The organism is Sinomonas halotolerans, assembly GCF_039615075.1.
In the GTDB taxonomy this organism is placed as follows: Bacteria; Actinomycetota; Actinomycetes; order Actinomycetales; family Micrococcaceae; genus Sinomonas; species Sinomonas halotolerans.
The window spans coordinates 79,126-96,930 of sequence record NZ_JBDFRB010000003.1 but is presented as its reverse complement, the minus strand read 5'-3'; the positions used below and the strand labels follow the sequence as shown (position 1 = coordinate 96,930).

Genomic DNA, 17,805 nt, shown 5'->3' with positions numbered 1-17,805 from the left:
GCACCGCAGCCGCCGCCCCCGGCCCATGGCCCAGCGCACGGAGACGCATGAAGATTCGTCTTTTCCCCCAGGAGACAGCCGGGCTCGAGCTCCTCGCCGCCATGTCCCAGCAGGCCGTCCACGCAGTGCAGGTCCTCTCCGAGATGTTCGGCGCCCGGCGCAGCGACTACGAGGAGCTCGTCGAGAGCCTCTCCGCCATCGACTCCCGCACCGGGGAGCTCTCCCGCACGCTGCTCACGCAGCTGCGCACGAGCTTCGTCAACCCGCTCCCCCGCGAGGACCTCCTCGTCCTCTCGGACCACCTCCTCGCCTGCGTGGGCCACCTCCTCGCCGTGGGCGAGCTCCTGCACCTCCACGGGATCGAGCGGCTCCCCCGCGAGGCCTCGGACCAGCTCGAGATCGTCAACCGGCAGGCCGAGCTCACCACGGCGGCCATGCGCAGGCTCTCCGACCTGGACGACCTCGAGGACTACTGGGGGGACATGCTCCGCCTCATCCGCCGCTCCGAGCACACCCACCGGGTCTGGAGCGCCGGGGCCATGAAGGACCTCTCCATCACAAACTACGCCCGCAGCGTGGAGGCCGCCCGCGAGCTCCTGGCCGCGGCCCGGGAGCTCACCGCCGTGGCCACCTACGTGGGCCGGATCATCGTCAAGGAATCCTGAGTGGAGCCCATCCTCGTAGGCTTCGTCGTCGTCCTGGCGGCGGGCTTCGGGTACCTCAACGGGTTCCGGGATGCCTCCACCTCAGTAGCCCTCACCGTGCGGACGCGCGCGCTCACGCCGAGCATCGCCGTCGTGCTCTCCGCCCTGTTCAACATGGCCGGGGTCGTGGCGAGCGCGTGGCTCCTGACCTACTTCGGAGGCACGTTCATCACGGCCCCGCCCGGCCCCGCCCGCCTGACCTTCCTCGCGGCGATGCTCGTGAGCGCCGGGGTGTGGGGCATCTACGGCTGGTGGCGCGGCTACCCCGCGTCCTCGACCCACGCTCTCGTGGGCGGGCTCATCGGCGCGAGCGTAGCTGGCTCCCTCGTCGGGGACGGCGGCGCCGGCGGGCTCGACGCCGTCTTCTGGAGCGCCGTCGGCCTCCCCCTGGTCCTCTCGCCGCTGCTCGCGTTCGGCGCGGCGTTCTTCCTCACGCCGGGCCTGACCTGGATCGCGCGGCACACGCAGCCCAGCAGGGCCCACGCGGCGCTGCGCGCGGCCCAGGCGGTCGGATCCTCGATCGTGGCGTTCGGCCACGGCCTCCAGGACGGCCAGCGCGTGCTCTCCGTCCTCGTCATCGCGGCGCTCGGCTCCGCGACAGGCTTCGCGGCGGTCCCGCCGTGGGCGATCGTCCTCACCGCGCTCGCGTTCGGCCTCGGCACGCTCTCGGGCGGGTGGCGCATCACCTACACGCTGAGCCACCGGCTGGTCCGGGTGGATCCCCTGCGGGGGTTCGTCTCCCAGCTGGTCACCTTCAGCATGCAGTTCCTCGGCGCGCTCGCGCTGCACTGGCCGCTCTCCACGACCCACACGGTGACCGCCTCGGTCCTGGGCGCCGGCGCGAGCCAGGACTACGCCGCCGTCAACGGCCGCCTCGTGGGCCGGCTGGTGCAGTTCTGGCTGCTCACCCCGCTCGCCACGGCGGTGATGGGCTTCGTGTTCGCCCTCGCCTTCTCGCCGCTGGCCGACCTCGCCCGCTGACGGCGGCTGGTCCGGCTGGTCCGGCTGGTGCGGGGGGACGACGGCGGGCTGGCGCCGACTGAGGCGCGCGCCGCGCGGGTGACTGCCCCCGCAGAGAGCCGACGGCGGCTGCCGCACCCCCAAGGTACGGCAGCCGCCGCGTCGGTTCTCCCGAACACCCCGCCCAGTCCCGCGAGGGCACCGGACGGGGATCCTGATCACCCGAATCGGCCGGACACGTAGTCCTCGGTGGCCTTCTGGCTCGGGTTGTTGAAGATGGTCGAGGTGTCGGCGTACTCGATGAGCTTGCCGGGCTTGCCGGTGCCCGCGATGTTGAAGAACGCCGTCTTGTCGGACACGCGCGCCGCCTGCTGCATGTTGTGCGTGACGATGACGACCGTGTAGTTCTCCTTGAGCTCGTTGATGAGGTCCTCGACCGCGAGGGTGGAGATCGGGTCGAGCGCCGAGCAGGGCTCGTCCATGAGGATCACGTCCGGCTTGACCGCAATGGCGCGCGCGATGCAGAGGCGCTGCTGCTGGCCGCCGGAGAGGCCAGAGCCGGGCTTGTCGAGACGGTCCTTGACCTCGTTCCACAGGTTGGCGCCCTGGAGGGAGGACTCGACGAGCTCGTCCGCGGCGGACTTGGAGATGCGCTTGCTGTTGAGCTTCACGCCGGCCAGGACGTTGTCCCGGATGGACATCGTGGGGAACGGATTGGGCCGCTGGAACACCATGCCGACATGGGAGCGCACGGCCACCGGGTCGACTCCCGGGCCGTAGAGGTCGTCCCCGTCGAGGAGCACGTGGCCCTCGACCCGGGCGCCCGGGAGCACCTCGTGCATGCGGTTGAGCGTGCGCAGGAAGGTGGACTTGCCGCAGCCGGAGGGGCCGATGAAGGCGGTGACCGACTTGGCGTCGATGCTGATGTTGACGCCCTCCACGGCACGGAAGTCGCCGTAGTAGACGTTCAGGTCCTTGACGTCGATTCGCTTGGACATGGTTCCTCAGTTCTTCAGGTCAGAAAAGTGGTCTGCGTGGGCGGTTCAGCGGCCGGTCTTGGGCGCGAAGGCCTTGGCCACGAGACGGGCAATGAGGTTCAGCAGCATCACGAGGATGATGAGCACGAGCGCCGCGCCCCAGGCCCGCTGCTCCGAGGGGCCGGGGTTGGACGGCGAGGTCGGGTTCAGGATCTGCGTGTAGATGAAGGTCGGGAGCGAGGACATCCAGCCCGAGAACGGGTTGCTGTTGATGCCTGTCGCGAAGCCCGCCGTCACGAGGATCGGTGCCGTCTCGCCGATCACGCGCGCGATCGCGAGGGTGACGCCAGAGGCGATGCCCGAGATCGCCGTCGGGATGACGACCTTGAGGATGGTGCGCCACTTGCGCACGCCGAGCGCGTAGGAGGCCTCCCGCAGCTCGTTCGGGACGATCTTGAGCATCTCCTCGCTCGAGCGCACCACCACCGGGATCATGAGCACCGAGAGGGCCACGGCGGCGACGAAGGCGGTCTTGGTGCCCGGGCCGACGACCACGAGGAAGAACGCAGCGGCGAAGAGGCCGGCCACGATCGAGGGGATGCCGGTCATGACGTCCACGAGGAACGTGATGGCCTTCGCGAGCGGCCGCTCGCCGCCGTACTCGACGAGGTAGATCGCGGTGAGGAGACCCACGGGAACGGAGATGACGGTGGCGAGGAGGGTGATCCACAGAGTGCCGACGAGGGCATGGTAGATGCCGCCGAGGACGCGCGCGCCGTCCTCCACTGCCCGGTTGTCGAACACGCCGGTCACGCCGTTCATGGACGTGGTGAAGAAGCCCGGGGTGAGCATGCCCGGGATGCCGGCGACGAGCACGGTCCAGATGACCGAGACGAGCGGCAGGAGCGCGACGATGAAGGCCCCCACCACGAGGCATGTGGCGAGCTTGTCGGCAGCCTTGCGGCCACCCTCCACGATCCGGCTCCAGGAGACGTAGATGACCGCGAAGAGGATGGCGGAGAGGACGGCCCAGCCGAACGCGTTGAAGCCAGGGACCGCGACGATCGCGGCCGCGAGAACAAGGGCCGCGGCGAGCGAGGCCCACGGCGCGAACCCGGGCAGGCGACCGCGGGTGAGCTTGGAGCGGCGGGGCGTGACTGCTGTGGTGGTCATGTCAGTTGGCTCCCGAGAATTCCTTGTGGCGGCTGATGATCCAGCGCGCCACCATGTTGACCGCGAGGGTGATGAGGAAGAGCACCAGGCCCGCCGCGATGAGGATGGAGACCTTGAGCCCCGAGGCCTCGGGGAAGTTCAGGGCGATCTCGGCCGCGATCGTCTGGTTGCCGGACTGGAGCAGGCTCACCGTGAGGGCACCCGAGGAGAGGACCAGCGCAACGGCCATGGTCTCACCGAGGGCGCGGCCGAGCCCGAGCATCACGGCGCTGATGACACCGGGCCGCGCGAACGGGAACACAGCCATCCTGATCATCTCCCACCGCGTGGCGCCGAGGGCCAGGGCGGCCTCCTCGTGCAGCTTCGGGGTCTGGAGGAAGATCTCGCGGGAGAGGGACGTGATGATCGGCAGGACCATGACAGAGAGGACGATCCCCGCCGTGAGGATGGTCTTGCCCGTCGCGGACGCGGGGCCTTCGAAGATCGGGATCCAGCCGAGGTTCTGCGTCATCCACGCGTAGGCCGGCGAGATCTCCTTCGCCAGGAAGGCGGCTCCCCATGCGCCGTAGATGACGGACGGGATGGCCGCGAGGAGGTCCACCACATAGCCGAGGCCGGCGGCGATGCGGCGGGGGGCGAAGTGCGTGATGAAGAGGGCCACGCCGATGGCGATGGGGGTCGCGATCACGAGAGCGATCGCGGCGGCGATGACCGTGCCGATCACGATCGGCCAGATGTAGGCGAAGAAGCCCTCGCCGCCGGGCATATCGGCCGGGTCGGCGAGGAAGGCCGGCATGGCCTGGACGATGAGGAACGCCGCGACGCCGAAGAGCACCGCGAGGATGAGGCACCCGGCCACGAGGGCGAGGGTGGAGAAGACCTTGTCGCCGCGTGGGCTGTCCCCTGCCGCGATCGCGGCAGGGACGCTTCGCGCCCCTTCGGTCTGTCGTGCTGGCGCTGTGGTCACAGGGACCCTTCCTGGTGTCTACGGCAGCTCGGCTGCCGGCGAGGAGCCCGGAACGGCTTGGGGGAACGCTCCGAACATGGACAGGTTCCACGCACCACCGCCGCCGCTGTCACTGGACAGCGGCGGCGGAGGCGTGGAACCGGGGTGGTTCACGGGCGCCAGGCCCGGGAACTACAGGTTAGGACTTGACCTTGATCGAGTCGATCGCAGTCTTGGCCTTCTCGGCGAGGGCCGAGGAGAGCGGCGCGGACTTGGCCGACTCGGCAGCGGCCTTCTGGCCCTCCTCCGAGACGACGTAGTTCTCGAACGCCTTCACGAGGTCCACGGTCTTCTGGTCAGCGTACGTGGTGCAGAGGACGTGGTAGGAGACGAGGACGAGCGGGTAGGTGCCGGCCTCGGTGGTCTTGCGGTCGAGCTTGATGGCGAGGTCGTTGGCCGCGCGGCCCTCGGCCTGCTTGCTGACCTCGACGGCCTTGGCAGCGGCCTCGGCGGAGATCTTCACGAACTCCTCGCCGACCTTGAGGGAAGCGGTGCCGAGCTTGCCGGAGACGGCCGAGTCGTCCGCGTAGGTCACGGCACCCGGGGTGTCCGTGACGACCTTGACGACGCCCGAGGTGCCCTTGGCGTTCTCGCCGGCGAGCGAGGACGGCCACTCGCCATCGGCCTTGTCGGTCCACACCGACGGGGCCACAGCGGAGAGGTACTCGGTGAAGTTCTTCGTGGTGCCCGAGTCATCCGAACGGTGAACCGGGGTGACCTTGAGGTCCGGGAGGGAGACGCCCTCGTTGAGCTTCGCGATCGCCGGGTCGTTCCACTTGGCGATCTTGCCGCGGAAGATGTTGGCGATGGTCTCGGCGTCGAGCTTGAGCTCCTTGACCTCGGGGAGGTTGAACGCCACGGCGATCGGGGAGATGTAGACCGGGACGTCGATGGCGCCCTCGGGGCCGCAGATCTCCTTGGCCTTCTCCAGCTCCTCGTCCTTGAGCGCAGCGTCCGAGCCGGCGAACTGGGCCGAACCGTCGAGGAGGGCCTTGCGGCCGGCGCCCGAGCCGTCCGGGGAGTACTGCACGGTCGCGCCGGAGTTGGCGGCAGCGAAGCCGGTCTTCCACGCGTCCATGGCAGCGCCCTGGGCGGAGGAGCCAGCGCCCGTCAGGGTGCCGGTGACGCCGGAGCCGGCGGCGCCGGAAGTCTGGGTGCCGGTGGCGTTGTCCGAACCGCAGGCGGACAGGGCGAGCGCGCCGGCGGCGACAACAGCAACGGCCGAGAGGCGGCCGAAACGGAGAGCCTTCACGAAAGAACCCCTTTCAGGGTGGTTTGGGTGCGTACGATCCGTACTTCGGACGAACCTAGGGCCGTCAGGTAAAGACTCTCGTCGTCGATGGTTAACGGAAGGTGAACGAGGCACGGACATCGAATGACGGCCCAGCCCGCTCACTGTCGCCTATGTCACACCCAGCCTAGGCGAACACGGTGCTATGGCAAGGGGAAATGCCCGTGAACAGGCCGTGGCGAGGGCCGCATCGGGCCCTCCGGCCGGACGCCCAACCTAGACTGCCTGTATGGACAGGACGAGCCCGCAGGCCCTCGTGCGGGCCTTCGTCGCGTCCGGTCTGACCCGCGCGGGCCGCTCGGTCCTCCCCGCCGTCGGCATGACGGTCGCCGCCGTGCTCGCCTATGTCATCGCCGAGGGCGTCCTCGGCCACAATGGACCGATCTTCGCCGCGACCTCGGCCCTCATTTCGCTCAGCTTCGGCCGGGACCTCACCATCCGCAAGACCCTCGAGGTCGCCCTCGGATGCACCCTCGGGATCGCGGTCGGCGACCTCCTCATGCACGTCATCGGGCCGGGGATCTGGCAGGCCGGCGTCATTCTCTTCGTCTCGCTGCTCGTGGCCCGCTTCCTCGACCGCGGGGTCATCTTCGCCACCCAGCTCGGCCTGCAGTCGCTCCTCGTCGTGCTCCTGCCAGCCCCCGACGGCGGGCCGTTCACGCGGAGCCTGGACGCCGTCGTCGGCGGCCTCACCGCGCTCGTGATCACCGCAGTCCTGCCGCGCGACCCGCGCGTCCAGCCGCGGCGGGATGTGCGCCAGCTCGTGGACGAGTTCTCCACCATGCTGCGCGAATGCGCCGCAGCCCTCGCGGACGCCGATTCCACCCGCGCGTGGCACGCCCTCGTGCGGGGCCGCAGCTCGCAGCAGCTCCTGGACTCGATCACGGCCACGCTCCGCAGCTCCTCCGAGGTCGCCACGATCGCACCCGCCTACCGCCGGCACCGCACCGAGATCGAGGAGCTCGCGGATGCCGTGGGCTACCTTGACCTCGCGATGCGCAATGGCCGCGTCGTGGCGCGGCGGCTCACCTCAGTGATCAACAACGCCGCGCTCACGCGCGAGGCGGCGGAGCAGATCGCGGGCCTCCTCGAGGACACCGCGGACGCGCTCGACGACGTGGCGCTGGGTCTCGTGGCCGAGCGGCGGGAGGAGCGCGAGGCGCAGATGCGGACCGCGCGGGCCGAGCTCGCCGTCATCGCCGCGCGCGCCCATCCCAGAAGCCTTGAGGTGGAGCGGCTCGAGGGCGAGGCGCTCGTGATCCTCCTCCGGCCCCTGCTCGTGGACCTCCTCGAGGCCACGGGGCACACCCATGAGGACGCCGTCGCGCTGCTCCCGGCGCTGTGAGGAGGGGCGGGACCGCTCTGGGGAGAAGAGGCGCCGGAGTGTCGGACGCCTCCCGTAGCCTTGGGACCATGGCGACGAAGACCTCTGCGCGCAGCACCGCCCGTGCCGGCAAGGCCCCCGGCTACCGCTGCGCCGAATGCGGCTGGACCACGGCCAAGTGGGTGGGCCGCTGCGGCGAGTGCCAGGCCTGGGGAACGGTCGAGGAGGTCGGCGCCGTCGTCGCGCGGACCACGGCGGCCGCGACCGTCCTCGAACCGGCCAGGCCCATTGCGGACGTGGACGCGACCCACGCCTCATTCCTCCCCACGGGGGCCAGCGAGCTCGACCGCGTCCTCGGCGGGGGCCTCGTGCCCGGTGCCGTCATCCTCCTGGCCGGGGAGCCCGGCGTCGGCAAGTCCACCCTCCTGCTGGACGTCGCCGCGAAGGTGGCCGGCGCCCGGGAGACCGGGGCTGCCGGGGCACGGGACGTCCTCTACGTGACGGGCGAGGAGTCCGCGGCCCAGGTGAAGCTGCGGGCCGAGCGGATCGGCGCCGTCGCGCCGCGGCTGTTCCTCGCCGCGGAGACGGACCTCGCACAGGCGCTCGGCCACGTCGAGAAGCTCGAGCCGCAGCTGCTCATCGTCGACTCGGTCCAGACCCTCTCGAGCCCCGAGGTGGATGGCAGTGCGGGCGGCGTCTCGCAGGTGCGCGAAGTGGCAGCCTCGCTCATCGCGGCGGCGAAGCGGCGGAACATGACGACGCTGCTCGTGGGCCACGTGACCAAGGACGGCTCGATCGCCGGGCCGCGCCTGCTCGAGCACCTCGTGGACGTGGTGTGCCAGTTCGAGGGCGAGCGACACTCGCGCCTGCGGCTCCTGCGCGCTGTGAAGAACCGGTACGGCCCCACGGACGAGGTGGGCTGCTTCGACCTCACCGAGGCGGGGATCCTGAGCGTCACCGATCCGTCCGGGCTCTTCGTCTCGCGCACGCGCGAGCCTGTCTCCGGCACGTGCATCACCGTCACAATGGAGGGCCGGCGGCCCCTGCTCGCCGAGGTGCAGTCCCTCCTCGCCGAGAGCGCAGCGGGCCAGCCGCGCCGCGCGACGAGCGGGCTCGACTCCTCACGTGTGGCCATGCTCCTCGCGGTGCTCCAGCAGCGGGCCGGGTGCCTCCTGCACAAGGACGACTCCTACGTGGCCACCGTGGGCGGAGTGAAGCTGAGCGAACCGGCCACAGACCTCGCCGTGGCGCTGGCGGTCGCATCCGCCAAGTCGCGGATCGCGCTCCCTGAGCGCCTCATCGCCTTCGGCGAGGTCGGGCTGGCCGGTGAGGTGCGGCCCGTGCCGGGCATCAACCGGCGCATCCAGGAGGCCCACCGGCTCGGCTTCACGCATGCGGTGGTCCCCGCGAGTCCCACCGGTCCCGGCGAGGTGCCCGAGGGCTTCAAGGTCCGCGAGGTCGCGCACGTCGCCGAAGCCCTCGAGCTCCTCATCCCGGGCAGCTGACCCGGAAGGATCCGCTGGCAGAAGGCCCTACCGGCGCTGGCCGAATCGTTGTACATTTGCGTCCCGCGGGCCTGCAGACTCCCCGTACTCCGCGCCGATCGCGCCGATAGCATGGAGCCGTGCCTGCGCAGGCACGCGCCGCGCCGGCCGAGGTGCAGCGCCCGCGGACGAGACAAGGGACAACGAATGGCGCGGACGCCCGAGGAAGTGCTCAAGGCCACCTTGGCCCAGGTCGCACCCGGAACCGCCCTCCGGGACGGCCTCGAGCGGATCCTGCGCGGCCGCACCGGCGCCCTGATCGTCCTCGGCTACAACCCGACGGTGGAGTCCCTGTGCTCGGGCGGGTTCGAGATCGGCATCGACTTCTCCCCCACCCGCCTCCGCGAGCTCGCGAAGATGGACGGCGCAATCGTCACGGACCGCGAGGCCAAGACGATCGTCCGCGCGGCCGTGCACCTCGTCCCGGACTCCACCATCGAGACGCACGAGTCCGGCACCCGCCACCGCACCGCCGAGCGCGTGGCCATCCAGACCGGGCTCCCCGTGGTCTCCGTGAGCCAGTCCATGCAGATCATCGCCCTCTACGTGCGCGGCCTCCGCCACGTCATCGAGGACTCCGAGCGGGTACTGGCCCGCGCGAACCAGGCTCTCGCGACCCTCGAGCGCTACCGTGCCCGCCTCGCCCAGGTGACCAACTCCCTCTCCGCCCTCGAGATCGAGGCCATGGTCACCGTCCGCGACGTGGCGCAGGCGCTCCAGCGGCAGGAGATGGTGCGGCGCATCTCCGAGGAGATCGCCCAGTACGTGCTCGAGCTCGGCGACGACGGCCGCCTCCTCTCGCTCCAGCTCGAGGAGCTCACAGCGGGCCTCGGCGCCGGGAGCGACGTGGTGATCCGCGACTACGCGGGAGACGACACCACCTCCGAGACGATCGACGGCGCGGTCCAGGCCCTCATGGAACTCTCGAGCGCGGAGCTCATCGACCTCAACCGCATCGCCGCGATCCTCGGCTACGCGGGCGGTTCGGACTTCCTCGATGCCCATGTCCAGCCGCGCGGGTACCGTCTCATCTCGGGCCTCAAGCCGGTGCCCCGCGCCGTCGCGGACCGGCTCGTGGACCACTTCGGCGGCCTGCAGAACCTCATGGCAGCCACGATCGAGGACCTCATGGTGGTGGACGGAATCGGCGAGCAGCGCGCCCGCACCGTGCGCGAGGGCCTCAGCCGCATGGCAGAGGCTAGCCTCCTCGACCGCTTCCTCTGAGCCCGCCCGGGCTGCCGCGTCCAGCACTGCTGTGTCCAGCCCGCGGCCGACTGAGGGCAGGCCTACTTCAGCTCGAAGACCGCCTTCGAGCTGGTCGTGGCTCCGAGCGAGGCCGTGAGCACGTAGTAGCCGGGCTTGGGCGCGACCTTGACCGCCCGGCATCCCTCCACGCTGCGGGTCCGCGGCCACGGGAAGTTCGCGGCCTCGGACTTGCCCGCGGGGATCACCTTGGGCAGGTCCTTGAAGTCTGCCTGGCAGTCCTTGGACGAGAAGATCCGGTCCGTGCCGCTCACCACGAGGAATTCCATCTGGGAGGTGCCCACGTTCACCTCGCAGGGGAGGGGGTTGCCGTTCGTGACGCGGAGGGTGAAGAGGGGCTTCTCCGTGGGCTGGTACACGGGCTTGTCGGTGGACGCGGTCACGGTGATGAGCTCGCGGCTGCAGCTCGGCGTGGGTGAGGCGCCCGGGGAAGCGGACGACGGCGACGCCCCCGCGGAGGCGCCCGTCGCCGTCGTGCCCGGGCTGGCAGCCGCGGAGGAGCCGGAACCGCCCGCAGAACCGCCCGGCCCAGGGGCCCACGGTGCGCCCGTGAGCGAGCCGACCGCGAGCGCGGCCGCCCAGCCGCCGAAGCCGAGGAGCCCGAGGACGAGGAGGCCCAGGACGAGGACCGCGATGCGGCGCCTGCGGTAGACCGCCGGGCTCTGCCGCCGCTGTCCGGGGCGTCCGGAGGGCCTCCCGGCAGCGCCTGCGGCGGGCCTTCCTGCGGCGGGCCTTCCTGCCGGCTTCTTCCCCGCCTGTCCCGCCCTTGATGCCCGTCCCGCGCCGCGCTCGGTCTCCTTCCGTGCCATGCTCCTAGCCTAGGCGCAGCCCTGGCCCGTGCCCGGCAGCCGGCGCCTAGAGTGGATGCGTGCCCACACCCGCTCCCATCAGCATGCATGCCGTCGCCCGCACGCGCGAGGGCGCCGCACCCCAGACGGGCCCCGAGGCCGCCGAGCGGCTGGCCCGCCTGCACGGGGCCGTGGCGGACTGGTTCGAGGCGGCCGCGCGGGAACTCCCCTGGCGTGCGCCGGAGCGGACGCCGTGGGGCGTGCTCGTGAGCGAGGTGATGCTGCAGCAGACGCCTGTCGTGCGGGTTCTGCCCGTGTGGCGCGAGTGGATGGAACGCTGGCCGCGGCCCGCGGACCTCGCGGCCGAGGCGCCCGGCGAGGCGGTGCGCGCGTGGGGACGGCTCGGCTACCCGCGCAGGGCGCTCCGGCTCCATGCCGCGGCGTCCGTCATCGCCGCCGAGCACGGGGGCGAGCTGCCCGGCACCGAGGAGGGGCTGCTCGCGCTGCCCGGCGTGGGCGCGTACACCGCGGCGGCAGTCGCGGCGTTCGCGTTCGGGCACCGGGCCACCGTGGTGGACACGAACATCCGGCGCGTCCACGCGCGACTCCTGGGCGGCGACGCGCTCCCCGCGCCCTCCCTCACGGCCGCGGAACAGCGGCGGGCGGCAGCGCTCCTCCCGCACGACGACGATGCCTCCGTCCGCTGGAACGTCGGCGTCATGGAGCTCGGCGCGCTCGTGTGCACCGCACGGAGCCCCCGCTGCGACGCATGCCCCGTGGCGCATGAGTGCGCCTGGCGGGCCGCCGGCGAGCCGCCGCCCTCCTATGTGCCCAAGGGGCAGGCATGGCATGGGACCGACCGGCAGGTGCGCGGCGCCGCCATGGCCGTGCTCCGTGCGGCCGAGCGCCCCGTGGCGCGGGAGCTCTTCACGGCGGCCCCCGCCCCGGGCACCCCGGGCACCCTGGGCACCCCGCCACGTCCCGGGATCGCCCCGGGCACCGTCGCCGCAGCGCTCGCCCGGCTCCACGCACTCAACACGGGCCCCGAGCAGCTCCACCGCGCGCTCGAGGGGCTCATCGCGGACGGCCTCGCGGTCGAGGTCGACGGCGGCCTGCGGCTGCCCTGACCCGGCCGGGCCGGGGAGCCGGGCCCTCCTGCCTCGGCTGTCGTGGCGTGACCGTTCTGTGGCCCGATCGCCGCCGTTCCGGACTGTCCGCACCGTCTGCCCGGCGCCTAGCCTGAAGCATGTCCATCCGGCAGAGGGAAACCCGCCAGAGGAGAGCCTGCCAGACGGGGAATCGGCGGACTGTGCTGGGGTTCCTGCCGCTCGCGCTCGCGATGGCCCTCAGCGGGTGCGTCGTCCTGGAGCCGCGGCCGTGCCCGGCCATCGCGGCCGCGCCCTTCGTGACGATCGAGGTCCCCACCCAGGACGCCGAGTCCATCACGGCACTGTGGGCCCGGGCGTGCCAGGGCACCAACTGCCGGGAGGACAGGCTCGAGCTCCTCCCCGCGGACCCGTACGGGGATCCGGGCCAGCCCCGCGTCGCGCATCTGGACATGGGGGTGCTCACGGAGGAGCAGATCGCCCTCACCGTGCGCGTGATGGAGTCCTCGACCACCGGCAGGCCGGGCCCCACAGCGCTCCACCGGCTCGACTTCACCCCGATCGCCGAGTACCCGTTCGGCGAGCACTGCGGGAAGTTCATCCGCGCGGTGGTGGTCCTGGACTCGCAGGGCCTCCACGCCAAGCCCTAGTGGCCGCCCCATACCGCAGCGCCCGGCCCGCCCGGACCCGCCGGCTCCGAGCCCACGGGCCTGCTCGCGCCCTCGGGCCTACTCGCGCGCCCTCGGGCCTACTCGCGCGCCCGGCCGCCGAGCCAGGCGAGCATCCGCGTGTTGCCCAGGGTGTTCGGCTTGACCCGGGCCAGGTCGAGGAACTCGGCCACGCCCTCGTCGTGCGAGCGCAGCAGCTCGGAGTACACCTCGAGCGCCACGGGCGACTGGTCCGCCATGACCTCGAATCCGTGCCGCTCGAAGAACCCCACCTCGAAGGTGAGGCAGAAGACCCTCTGCACCCCGACGTCGTGCGCATCCCTCAAGAGCTGCTCGACGAGGGCGTGGCCCACGCCGCGCCCGCGCCAGTGGTCCGCGGCGGCGAGCGTGCGCACCTCGGCGAGGTCCTCCCACATGACGTGGAGGGCGCCGCAGCCGATCACCTCGCCCTCGGGCGTCTCCGCGACCCGGAACTCCTGGATGGCCTCGTAGTAGGCGACCGTCTCCTTGGAGATGAGGATGCGCCGCTCCGCAAGGGGCGCCACGAGCGCCTTGATCGCCGGCACGTCGGTCGTGCGGGCACGCCGCAGGGTGAACGGCGGGGCGGCGTCGGGTCCGGCATGCTGGCGCGGGTGGGCTGCGGTCATGCGTTCAATCCTAGGGCGGCGCACGATGCCGGGCCCTCGCCGCCGCGGGGCGCGGCCCGGAGGCGCGGGCTGCAGCCGCATTCCCGGCGGGCACTTGGCAGGAACCGAACCGGCGATTAGAATCGAACACATGTTCGAATAGATTTAGGTCGAATCACCGCGGACCTCGCGGGAAGGGAAGGGGGAGAGCGAGTGCACAGTCCGACGGCAGCTGCTGCCGTTCCCCCCGGAGCGGCACTTCCCTTCACGTCACGGGACCGGATGGCCCTTCGTGGGGCACTGTGGGTCGACCCGGCGGTCCTCACGGCTCCTCATGGCGCGGCGAGGACGCTCAAGGCGCTGGCGGACTTCGACGCCTACAGCGCTGCGCTGAGGGCCTTCCTCGTGAATCTGCTGGCCCAGCAGATCGCCGAGGAGCCGCTCAACGGCCGTGACGGACAGCCGCTCCGCCTTGACGGTGACCTCGCCCATGCCGCCACTGTCTCCGAGGTCGCGCTCGTGGCCGGGACGTCGGAGGCGGCGGCCGCACGGGCCGTGAACTTCTCAGACTCGCTCGTCAACACTCACCCTGCGGTCCACGAGGCCCTGCTCGCGGGGGACATCAGCGAGGCCCATGCCAAGGTCATCGTCGACCAGGCCTCCACGCTTCCCCCCGAGGCGGCCGAACTCCTCGGCATGGAGGCGCTGGGCCGGCTGCGCACGCGCAAGGGCCACCTGCGGACGCCGGGCGAGCTGCGCATCGCAGTGAAGGGCATGCGGGAGCGGCGGCATCCCGAGTCGATCACGGAGCGGCGCGCCAAGGCCACGGCTGACCGGGGCGTCTGGCTCCGGCCCGAGGATGACGGAATGTGCACGCTGACAGCCCTGCTGCCCGCCGAGATCGGCATTGCGGCGTACAAGCGGGTCGATGCCATCGCCCGGGCCGCCCGCGGCGCCGACGGAGAGTACCGGACCACGCCCCAGCTGCGGGCCGACGCCCTCGCACAGGCACTGCTCGCCCACGGCGCCCGCCCCGGGACGGGACCTTCGGGCGGCAGCCGGCCGCCGCAGCCCGCGCGGGCCGCGGACCAGACCCCGGCGGCACCGGCCACCGCGGACCAGACCCCCGCAGCAGCGGCCCCCGCGAACCAGACCCCCGCAGCAGCGGCCCCCACGGACCAGACCCCCGCAGCAGCGGCCCCCACGGACCAGACCCCCGCAGCAGCGGCCCCCGCGGACCAGACCCCCGCGGCAGCGGCCCCCGCGGAAGCACTGCCGGAACCGGTCGCCCTTCCCGAGGCTCTGGACGATCTCGTCCGGGCCGAGGTCGTCGTCCACATTCCGGCAGCGGTGCTGTTGGGCGCGTCGGACGATGTCGCCGAGCTCGAGGGGTATGGCGTGGTCGATGCGCACACCGCGCGCGGCCTCGCCGCCGCAGCTCCGACGTGGCAGCGCCTCTGGACGGACGCAGAAGGCGTGCCCGTCAGATTGGGCAGAACGGTCTACCGGCCGCCGGAGTCGCTCAGACGGTTCATCCGCTATCGGGATGGCGCCTGCAGGGTCCCGGGATGCACGCGGGCAGCGCGGCGCTCGGAGATCGACCACATCGTCGAATGGCAGGACGGCGGCCCCACCGATGCCGACAATCTGGCACTGCTCTGCCCTAAGCACCACGCCCTCAAGTCGCTCGCCCTCTTCACGCTCCGCCGGACGCCCGCCGAGGGTGGAAGGCGACTCGGCGCGGACGTCGTGTGGACCACGCTTCTTGGATTCGAGCACCCCGCAGAACCACTTGACCGCGACCACATCCTCGGGGGACCGGCGGGAGCGGCGACGGCGCTCGAGCCCGAGCCCGAGCCACCGCCGCTCCCGGAGGGGCCACCGTTCCGAGCGCCTTCGCGGCCGTCAGAGGCTCCGCCGTTCTGAGAGCCATCGGCGACCGCCCTGGCGGCTCAGCCCTCCCGCGGCTCAGCCCTCCCGCGGCTCAGCCCTCCCGCGGCTCAGCCCTCCCGCGGCTCAGCCCTCCCGCGGCTCTGCCCGGCGGCTCCGCCCGCCGGTGGCTCGGGTCAGGCGGCCCGGGCCAGCCGGCGGCTCCGCCCGCCTTGGCTGCCCGCCCCGTCCGCCGGGCAGTCCCGCCCGCCTACAGCCCCAGCTCGCGTGGGAGTGCGCGGGACTCTCCGAGGACGTGCTCCGCGAGGAACGCGTTCACCACCGCGTACCAGACCTTGGCGTGCTGGGGCTTGAGGATCCAGTGGTTCTCGTCCGGGAAGTAGAGGAAGCGGTGCGGGGTGCGGCCGTGCTCGTCGGTGGCGAGCTGCGAGCGCGAGAGGAGCTCGTACCACAGCCGCAGGCCCTCTCCGATGGGAACCCGGTAGTCCTTGTCCCCGTGGATCACGAGCATGGGAGTGCGGATGTCCTCGATCGCGCGGTGGGGGGAATGAGTGGACGTCATCGCCTCGTCCATCTCGCGGGCCCAGTACATGGACATGTCTGTCGTGGGCCCGAACCCCTCGAGGCCCCACAGGCTGGCGTGCGTGACGATGGCCTTGAACCGGTCCGTGTGCCCGGCCACCCAGTTCGCCATGTACCCCCCGAAGGAACCGCCCATCGCTGCGGTCCGCTCCGGGTCGAGGTCGTCCCGCTCGAGCGCGGCGTCGGTGAGGGCCATGAGGTCGGTGAACGGCGCATCGCCCCACGCGTTCCAGCCCCGATCGATGAACCGCTGGCCATACCCCGTGGACAGGGCAGGGTCCGGCAGCAGCACCGCATAGCCCTGCGCAGTCATGAGCCACGGGCTCCAGCGCCACGTCCACGCGTTCCACGAGCCGATCGGCCCGCCGTGGATCCACAGCAGGAGGGGGTGCCGGCCGGCGTCGCCCTTGCCGTGGCTCCCCGTCGCCTCGCCCGCCTCACCTTCATCGCCCGCATCGCCCGTCTCGGGCAGAGCCAGCCAGGCCCTCAACGGGGTGCCGTCCTCGGCCGTGCCCGTGACCTCCTCGAGCCGGCCCGGGATGGCCGGCCGCTCCACCGGGCCGGGCAGGCGGGTCGCCTCCCCGGTCGTGATGTCGATCCGCACGGCCTCCGGAGGGAAGAGGTAGGAGCTGCGCAGCGCGTAGGCGTGCGCGCCGTCCGGCGAGACGACGACGTCGGTGTACGCGGCGTCGTCGTGCGTCACCCTCGTGACCTCACCGCTCGCGATGGCGATGCGGAAGACGGGCGAGCGGCCGGCGTCGTCCGCCGTGACGAGCAGCGCCGAGCCGTCCGGAAGCCATGCGGCGGGGTGCGGGAAACGGTCCCAGCCCGCGGCGAGGCGGCGCAGCTGTCCGCTGGACACGTCGAGGAGGTGGAGCTCGGAGCGGTAGGACTGGGACGGCGTCGTGTGGGGCTCGACGACGACCGCCACCGTGCGCCCGTCCGGGCTCACCGGGCCCGCAGCGAAATCCGCGCCGTCCGCGGAGAGGAGGGTGCGGCGCGTGCCCGTGGCGACGTCGACGGCGACGAGCTCGGTCCGCAGGTCCGCCTTCGCGAGCGGCCGCGCGACCGTCGTGTAGAGGGTGGTGCCGTCCGGGCTCGCGTGCGTCTCCCTGTTGCGGAGCCCGGCGCCGATCCCCTGGGTGAGGGGGCGAAGGCGGCGCGCGGGACCCTCGTCCACGGTCGTGGGCAGGCCAGGGCCGGAGGGCCCGGCGGCCTCGAGCGCGAAGAGGCTCGGCGCGGCCGGCCCGAGGTCCGCGTCCCAGAACCGCACCGGGTAGGAGGAGTGCAGGATCGCCGCGACCTTCGCCTCCTTGCGGGCCTTGCGGCGCGCCTCGTCGTCCTCCTCGTCGGCGCTCCCCGCGAGGACGGAGGCCTGCACGAACGCGGCGTCGGCATCACGGGCCGTGATGACGCGGTCGACGCCGCCGCACCGGCTGAGCACGACCCTCGCCTCCCCGCCGGCGGCCGGCAGGAGCCAGAGCGCGTTGACGGGGTCCTCGTCCGGCTTCTCGGGGTTCGGCCGCGCCGAGGTGAAGTAGAGGTCACCGTTCGCGGCGAAGGCCGCCCCGGCCTCGCCCTTGGCGCTACGGGTCAGGCGGCGGGCCGGACGCGACCCCGTCGGGTCCACCTCCCACAGGGCGCTCACGTACTCGGTCGCGTCCCCCGAGAGCGTTGCCACCGCGGTGATGAGCCGGGTCCCGTCCGCGCTCAGCGAGAGGCCGGAGAGCCGCGGGATGACTACATAGTGGGAGAGGTCGTGGAACGGGGTCTCGGGCGCTGGGGCCCCGGTGACTGCGCCGTGGGGGGCTGGGGCCGAATCGGCTGCGCCGTGGGGGACAAGTGTCTGGGGCTCTGCGCTCATGCCTCCGATTCAACCCGGGATGTGACGCGGAGCACAGGG

15 protein-coding genes are annotated in these 17,805 nt (G+C 72.1%); 8 read left to right on the top strand and 7 right to left on the bottom strand.

What is annotated here, in order from left to right; all coding sequences use genetic code 11:
* The first annotated feature begins 47 nt into the window (after window positions 1-47).
* Window positions 48-665 (top strand): nuclease PIN, encoded by a 618-nt coding sequence (locus ABCQ75_RS04525; RefSeq protein WP_345883360.1) that lies wholly within the window; start codon window positions 48-50, stop codon window positions 663-665.
* Entirely contained in the window at window positions 666-1,685 is a 1,020-nt protein-coding gene (locus tag ABCQ75_RS04520; RefSeq protein WP_345883359.1) for an inorganic phosphate transporter, read from the top strand.
* 197 nt (window positions 1,686-1,882) lie between these two features.
* Here ABCQ75_RS04520 and pstB read toward each other — a convergent pair whose 3' ends face one another.
* The 4 genes from pstB to pstS form a co-directional block, all read right to left on the bottom strand.
* The gene (gene pstB, locus ABCQ75_RS04515; protein ID WP_345883358.1) at window positions 1,883-2,662 is read right to left on the bottom strand and encodes a phosphate ABC transporter ATP-binding protein PstB; all 780 of its coding nucleotides are present in this window, start codon (window positions 2,660-2,662) and stop codon (window positions 1,883-1,885) included.
* Window positions 2,663-2,707: 45 nt separating this feature from the next.
* On the bottom strand, window positions 2,708-3,814 hold the full coding sequence (pstA, locus tag ABCQ75_RS04510) for a phosphate ABC transporter permease PstA (protein ID WP_345883356.1): 1,107 nt from the start codon (window positions 3,812-3,814) through the stop codon (window positions 2,708-2,710).
* A 1-nt stretch (window position 3,815) separates the two neighbouring features.
* Window positions 3,816-4,727, bottom strand: coding sequence for a phosphate ABC transporter permease subunit PstC (gene pstC, locus ABCQ75_RS04505; protein ID WP_345883758.1), 912 nt, complete (start codon window positions 4,725-4,727; stop codon window positions 3,816-3,818).
* Window positions 4,728-4,959: 232 nt separating this feature from the next.
* Window positions 4,960-6,072: a phosphate ABC transporter substrate-binding protein PstS gene (gene pstS / locus ABCQ75_RS04500; RefSeq protein WP_345883354.1), complete on the bottom strand. Its 1,113-nt coding sequence runs from the start codon at window positions 6,070-6,072 to the stop codon at window positions 4,960-4,962.
* Window positions 6,073-6,340: 268 nt separating this feature from the next.
* Here pstS and ABCQ75_RS04495 point away from each other — a divergent pair, with 268 nt between their 5' ends.
* The 3 genes from ABCQ75_RS04495 to disA all read left to right on the top strand — a co-directional run bounded on the left by ABCQ75_RS04495 (window position 6,341) and on the right by disA (window position 10,203).
* Complete coding sequence (locus ABCQ75_RS04495; protein ID WP_345883352.1) at window positions 6,341-7,456, top strand: FUSC family protein; 1,116 nt, start codon at window positions 6,341-6,343, stop codon at window positions 7,454-7,456.
* Between the two features lie 68 nt (window positions 7,457-7,524).
* Window positions 7,525-8,940, top strand: a complete 1,416-nt coding sequence (gene radA, locus ABCQ75_RS04490) for a DNA repair protein RadA (protein ID WP_345883350.1) — start codon at window positions 7,525-7,527, stop codon at window positions 8,938-8,940.
* A gap of 186 nt (window positions 8,941-9,126) precedes the next feature.
* Window positions 9,127-10,203: a DNA integrity scanning diadenylate cyclase DisA gene (gene disA / locus ABCQ75_RS04485; protein ID WP_345883348.1), complete on the top strand. Its 1,077-nt coding sequence runs from the start codon at window positions 9,127-9,129 to the stop codon at window positions 10,201-10,203.
* A 62-nt stretch (window positions 10,204-10,265) separates the two neighbouring features.
* On the opposite strand, the gene ABCQ75_RS04480 is transcribed toward disA, so the two are convergent.
* Window positions 10,266-11,051: a hypothetical protein gene (locus tag ABCQ75_RS04480; RefSeq protein ID WP_345883346.1), complete on the bottom strand. Its 786-nt coding sequence runs from the start codon at window positions 11,049-11,051 to the stop codon at window positions 10,266-10,268.
* Window positions 11,052-11,134: 83 nt separating this feature from the next.
* On the opposite strand from ABCQ75_RS04480, the gene ABCQ75_RS04475 reads away from it, so the two are divergent.
* Both ABCQ75_RS04475 and ABCQ75_RS04470 read left to right on the top strand, forming a co-directional pair.
* A complete protein-coding gene (locus ABCQ75_RS04475; protein WP_345883757.1) occupies window positions 11,135-12,157 on the top strand; it encodes an HhH-GPD family protein in 1,023 nt (340 codons plus the stop codon).
* Between the two features lie 182 nt (window positions 12,158-12,339).
* Window positions 12,340-12,786 (top strand): hypothetical protein, encoded by a 447-nt coding sequence (locus ABCQ75_RS04470; protein WP_345883344.1) that lies wholly within the window; start codon window positions 12,340-12,342, stop codon window positions 12,784-12,786.
* Between the two features lie 98 nt (window positions 12,787-12,884).
* On the opposite strand, the gene ABCQ75_RS04465 is transcribed toward ABCQ75_RS04470, so the two are convergent.
* Window positions 12,885-13,451, bottom strand: a complete 567-nt coding sequence (locus tag ABCQ75_RS04465) for an amino-acid N-acetyltransferase (protein WP_345883342.1) — start codon at window positions 13,449-13,451, stop codon at window positions 12,885-12,887.
* Window positions 13,452-13,712: 261 nt separating this feature from the next.
* Between ABCQ75_RS04465 and ABCQ75_RS04460 the strand changes: the two genes are divergently transcribed.
* Window positions 13,713-15,356: a DUF222 domain-containing protein gene (locus ABCQ75_RS04460; protein ID WP_345883341.1), complete on the top strand. Its 1,644-nt coding sequence runs from the start codon at window positions 13,713-13,715 to the stop codon at window positions 15,354-15,356.
* Window positions 15,357-15,570: 214 nt separating this feature from the next.
* Here the strand turns inward: ABCQ75_RS04460 and ABCQ75_RS04455 are convergent, their stop codons facing one another.
* A complete protein-coding gene (locus ABCQ75_RS04455) occupies window positions 15,571-17,766 on the bottom strand; it encodes a S9 family peptidase (protein ID WP_345883340.1) in 2,196 nt (731 codons plus the stop codon).
* Between the last annotated feature and the right edge of the window lie 39 nt (window positions 17,767-17,805).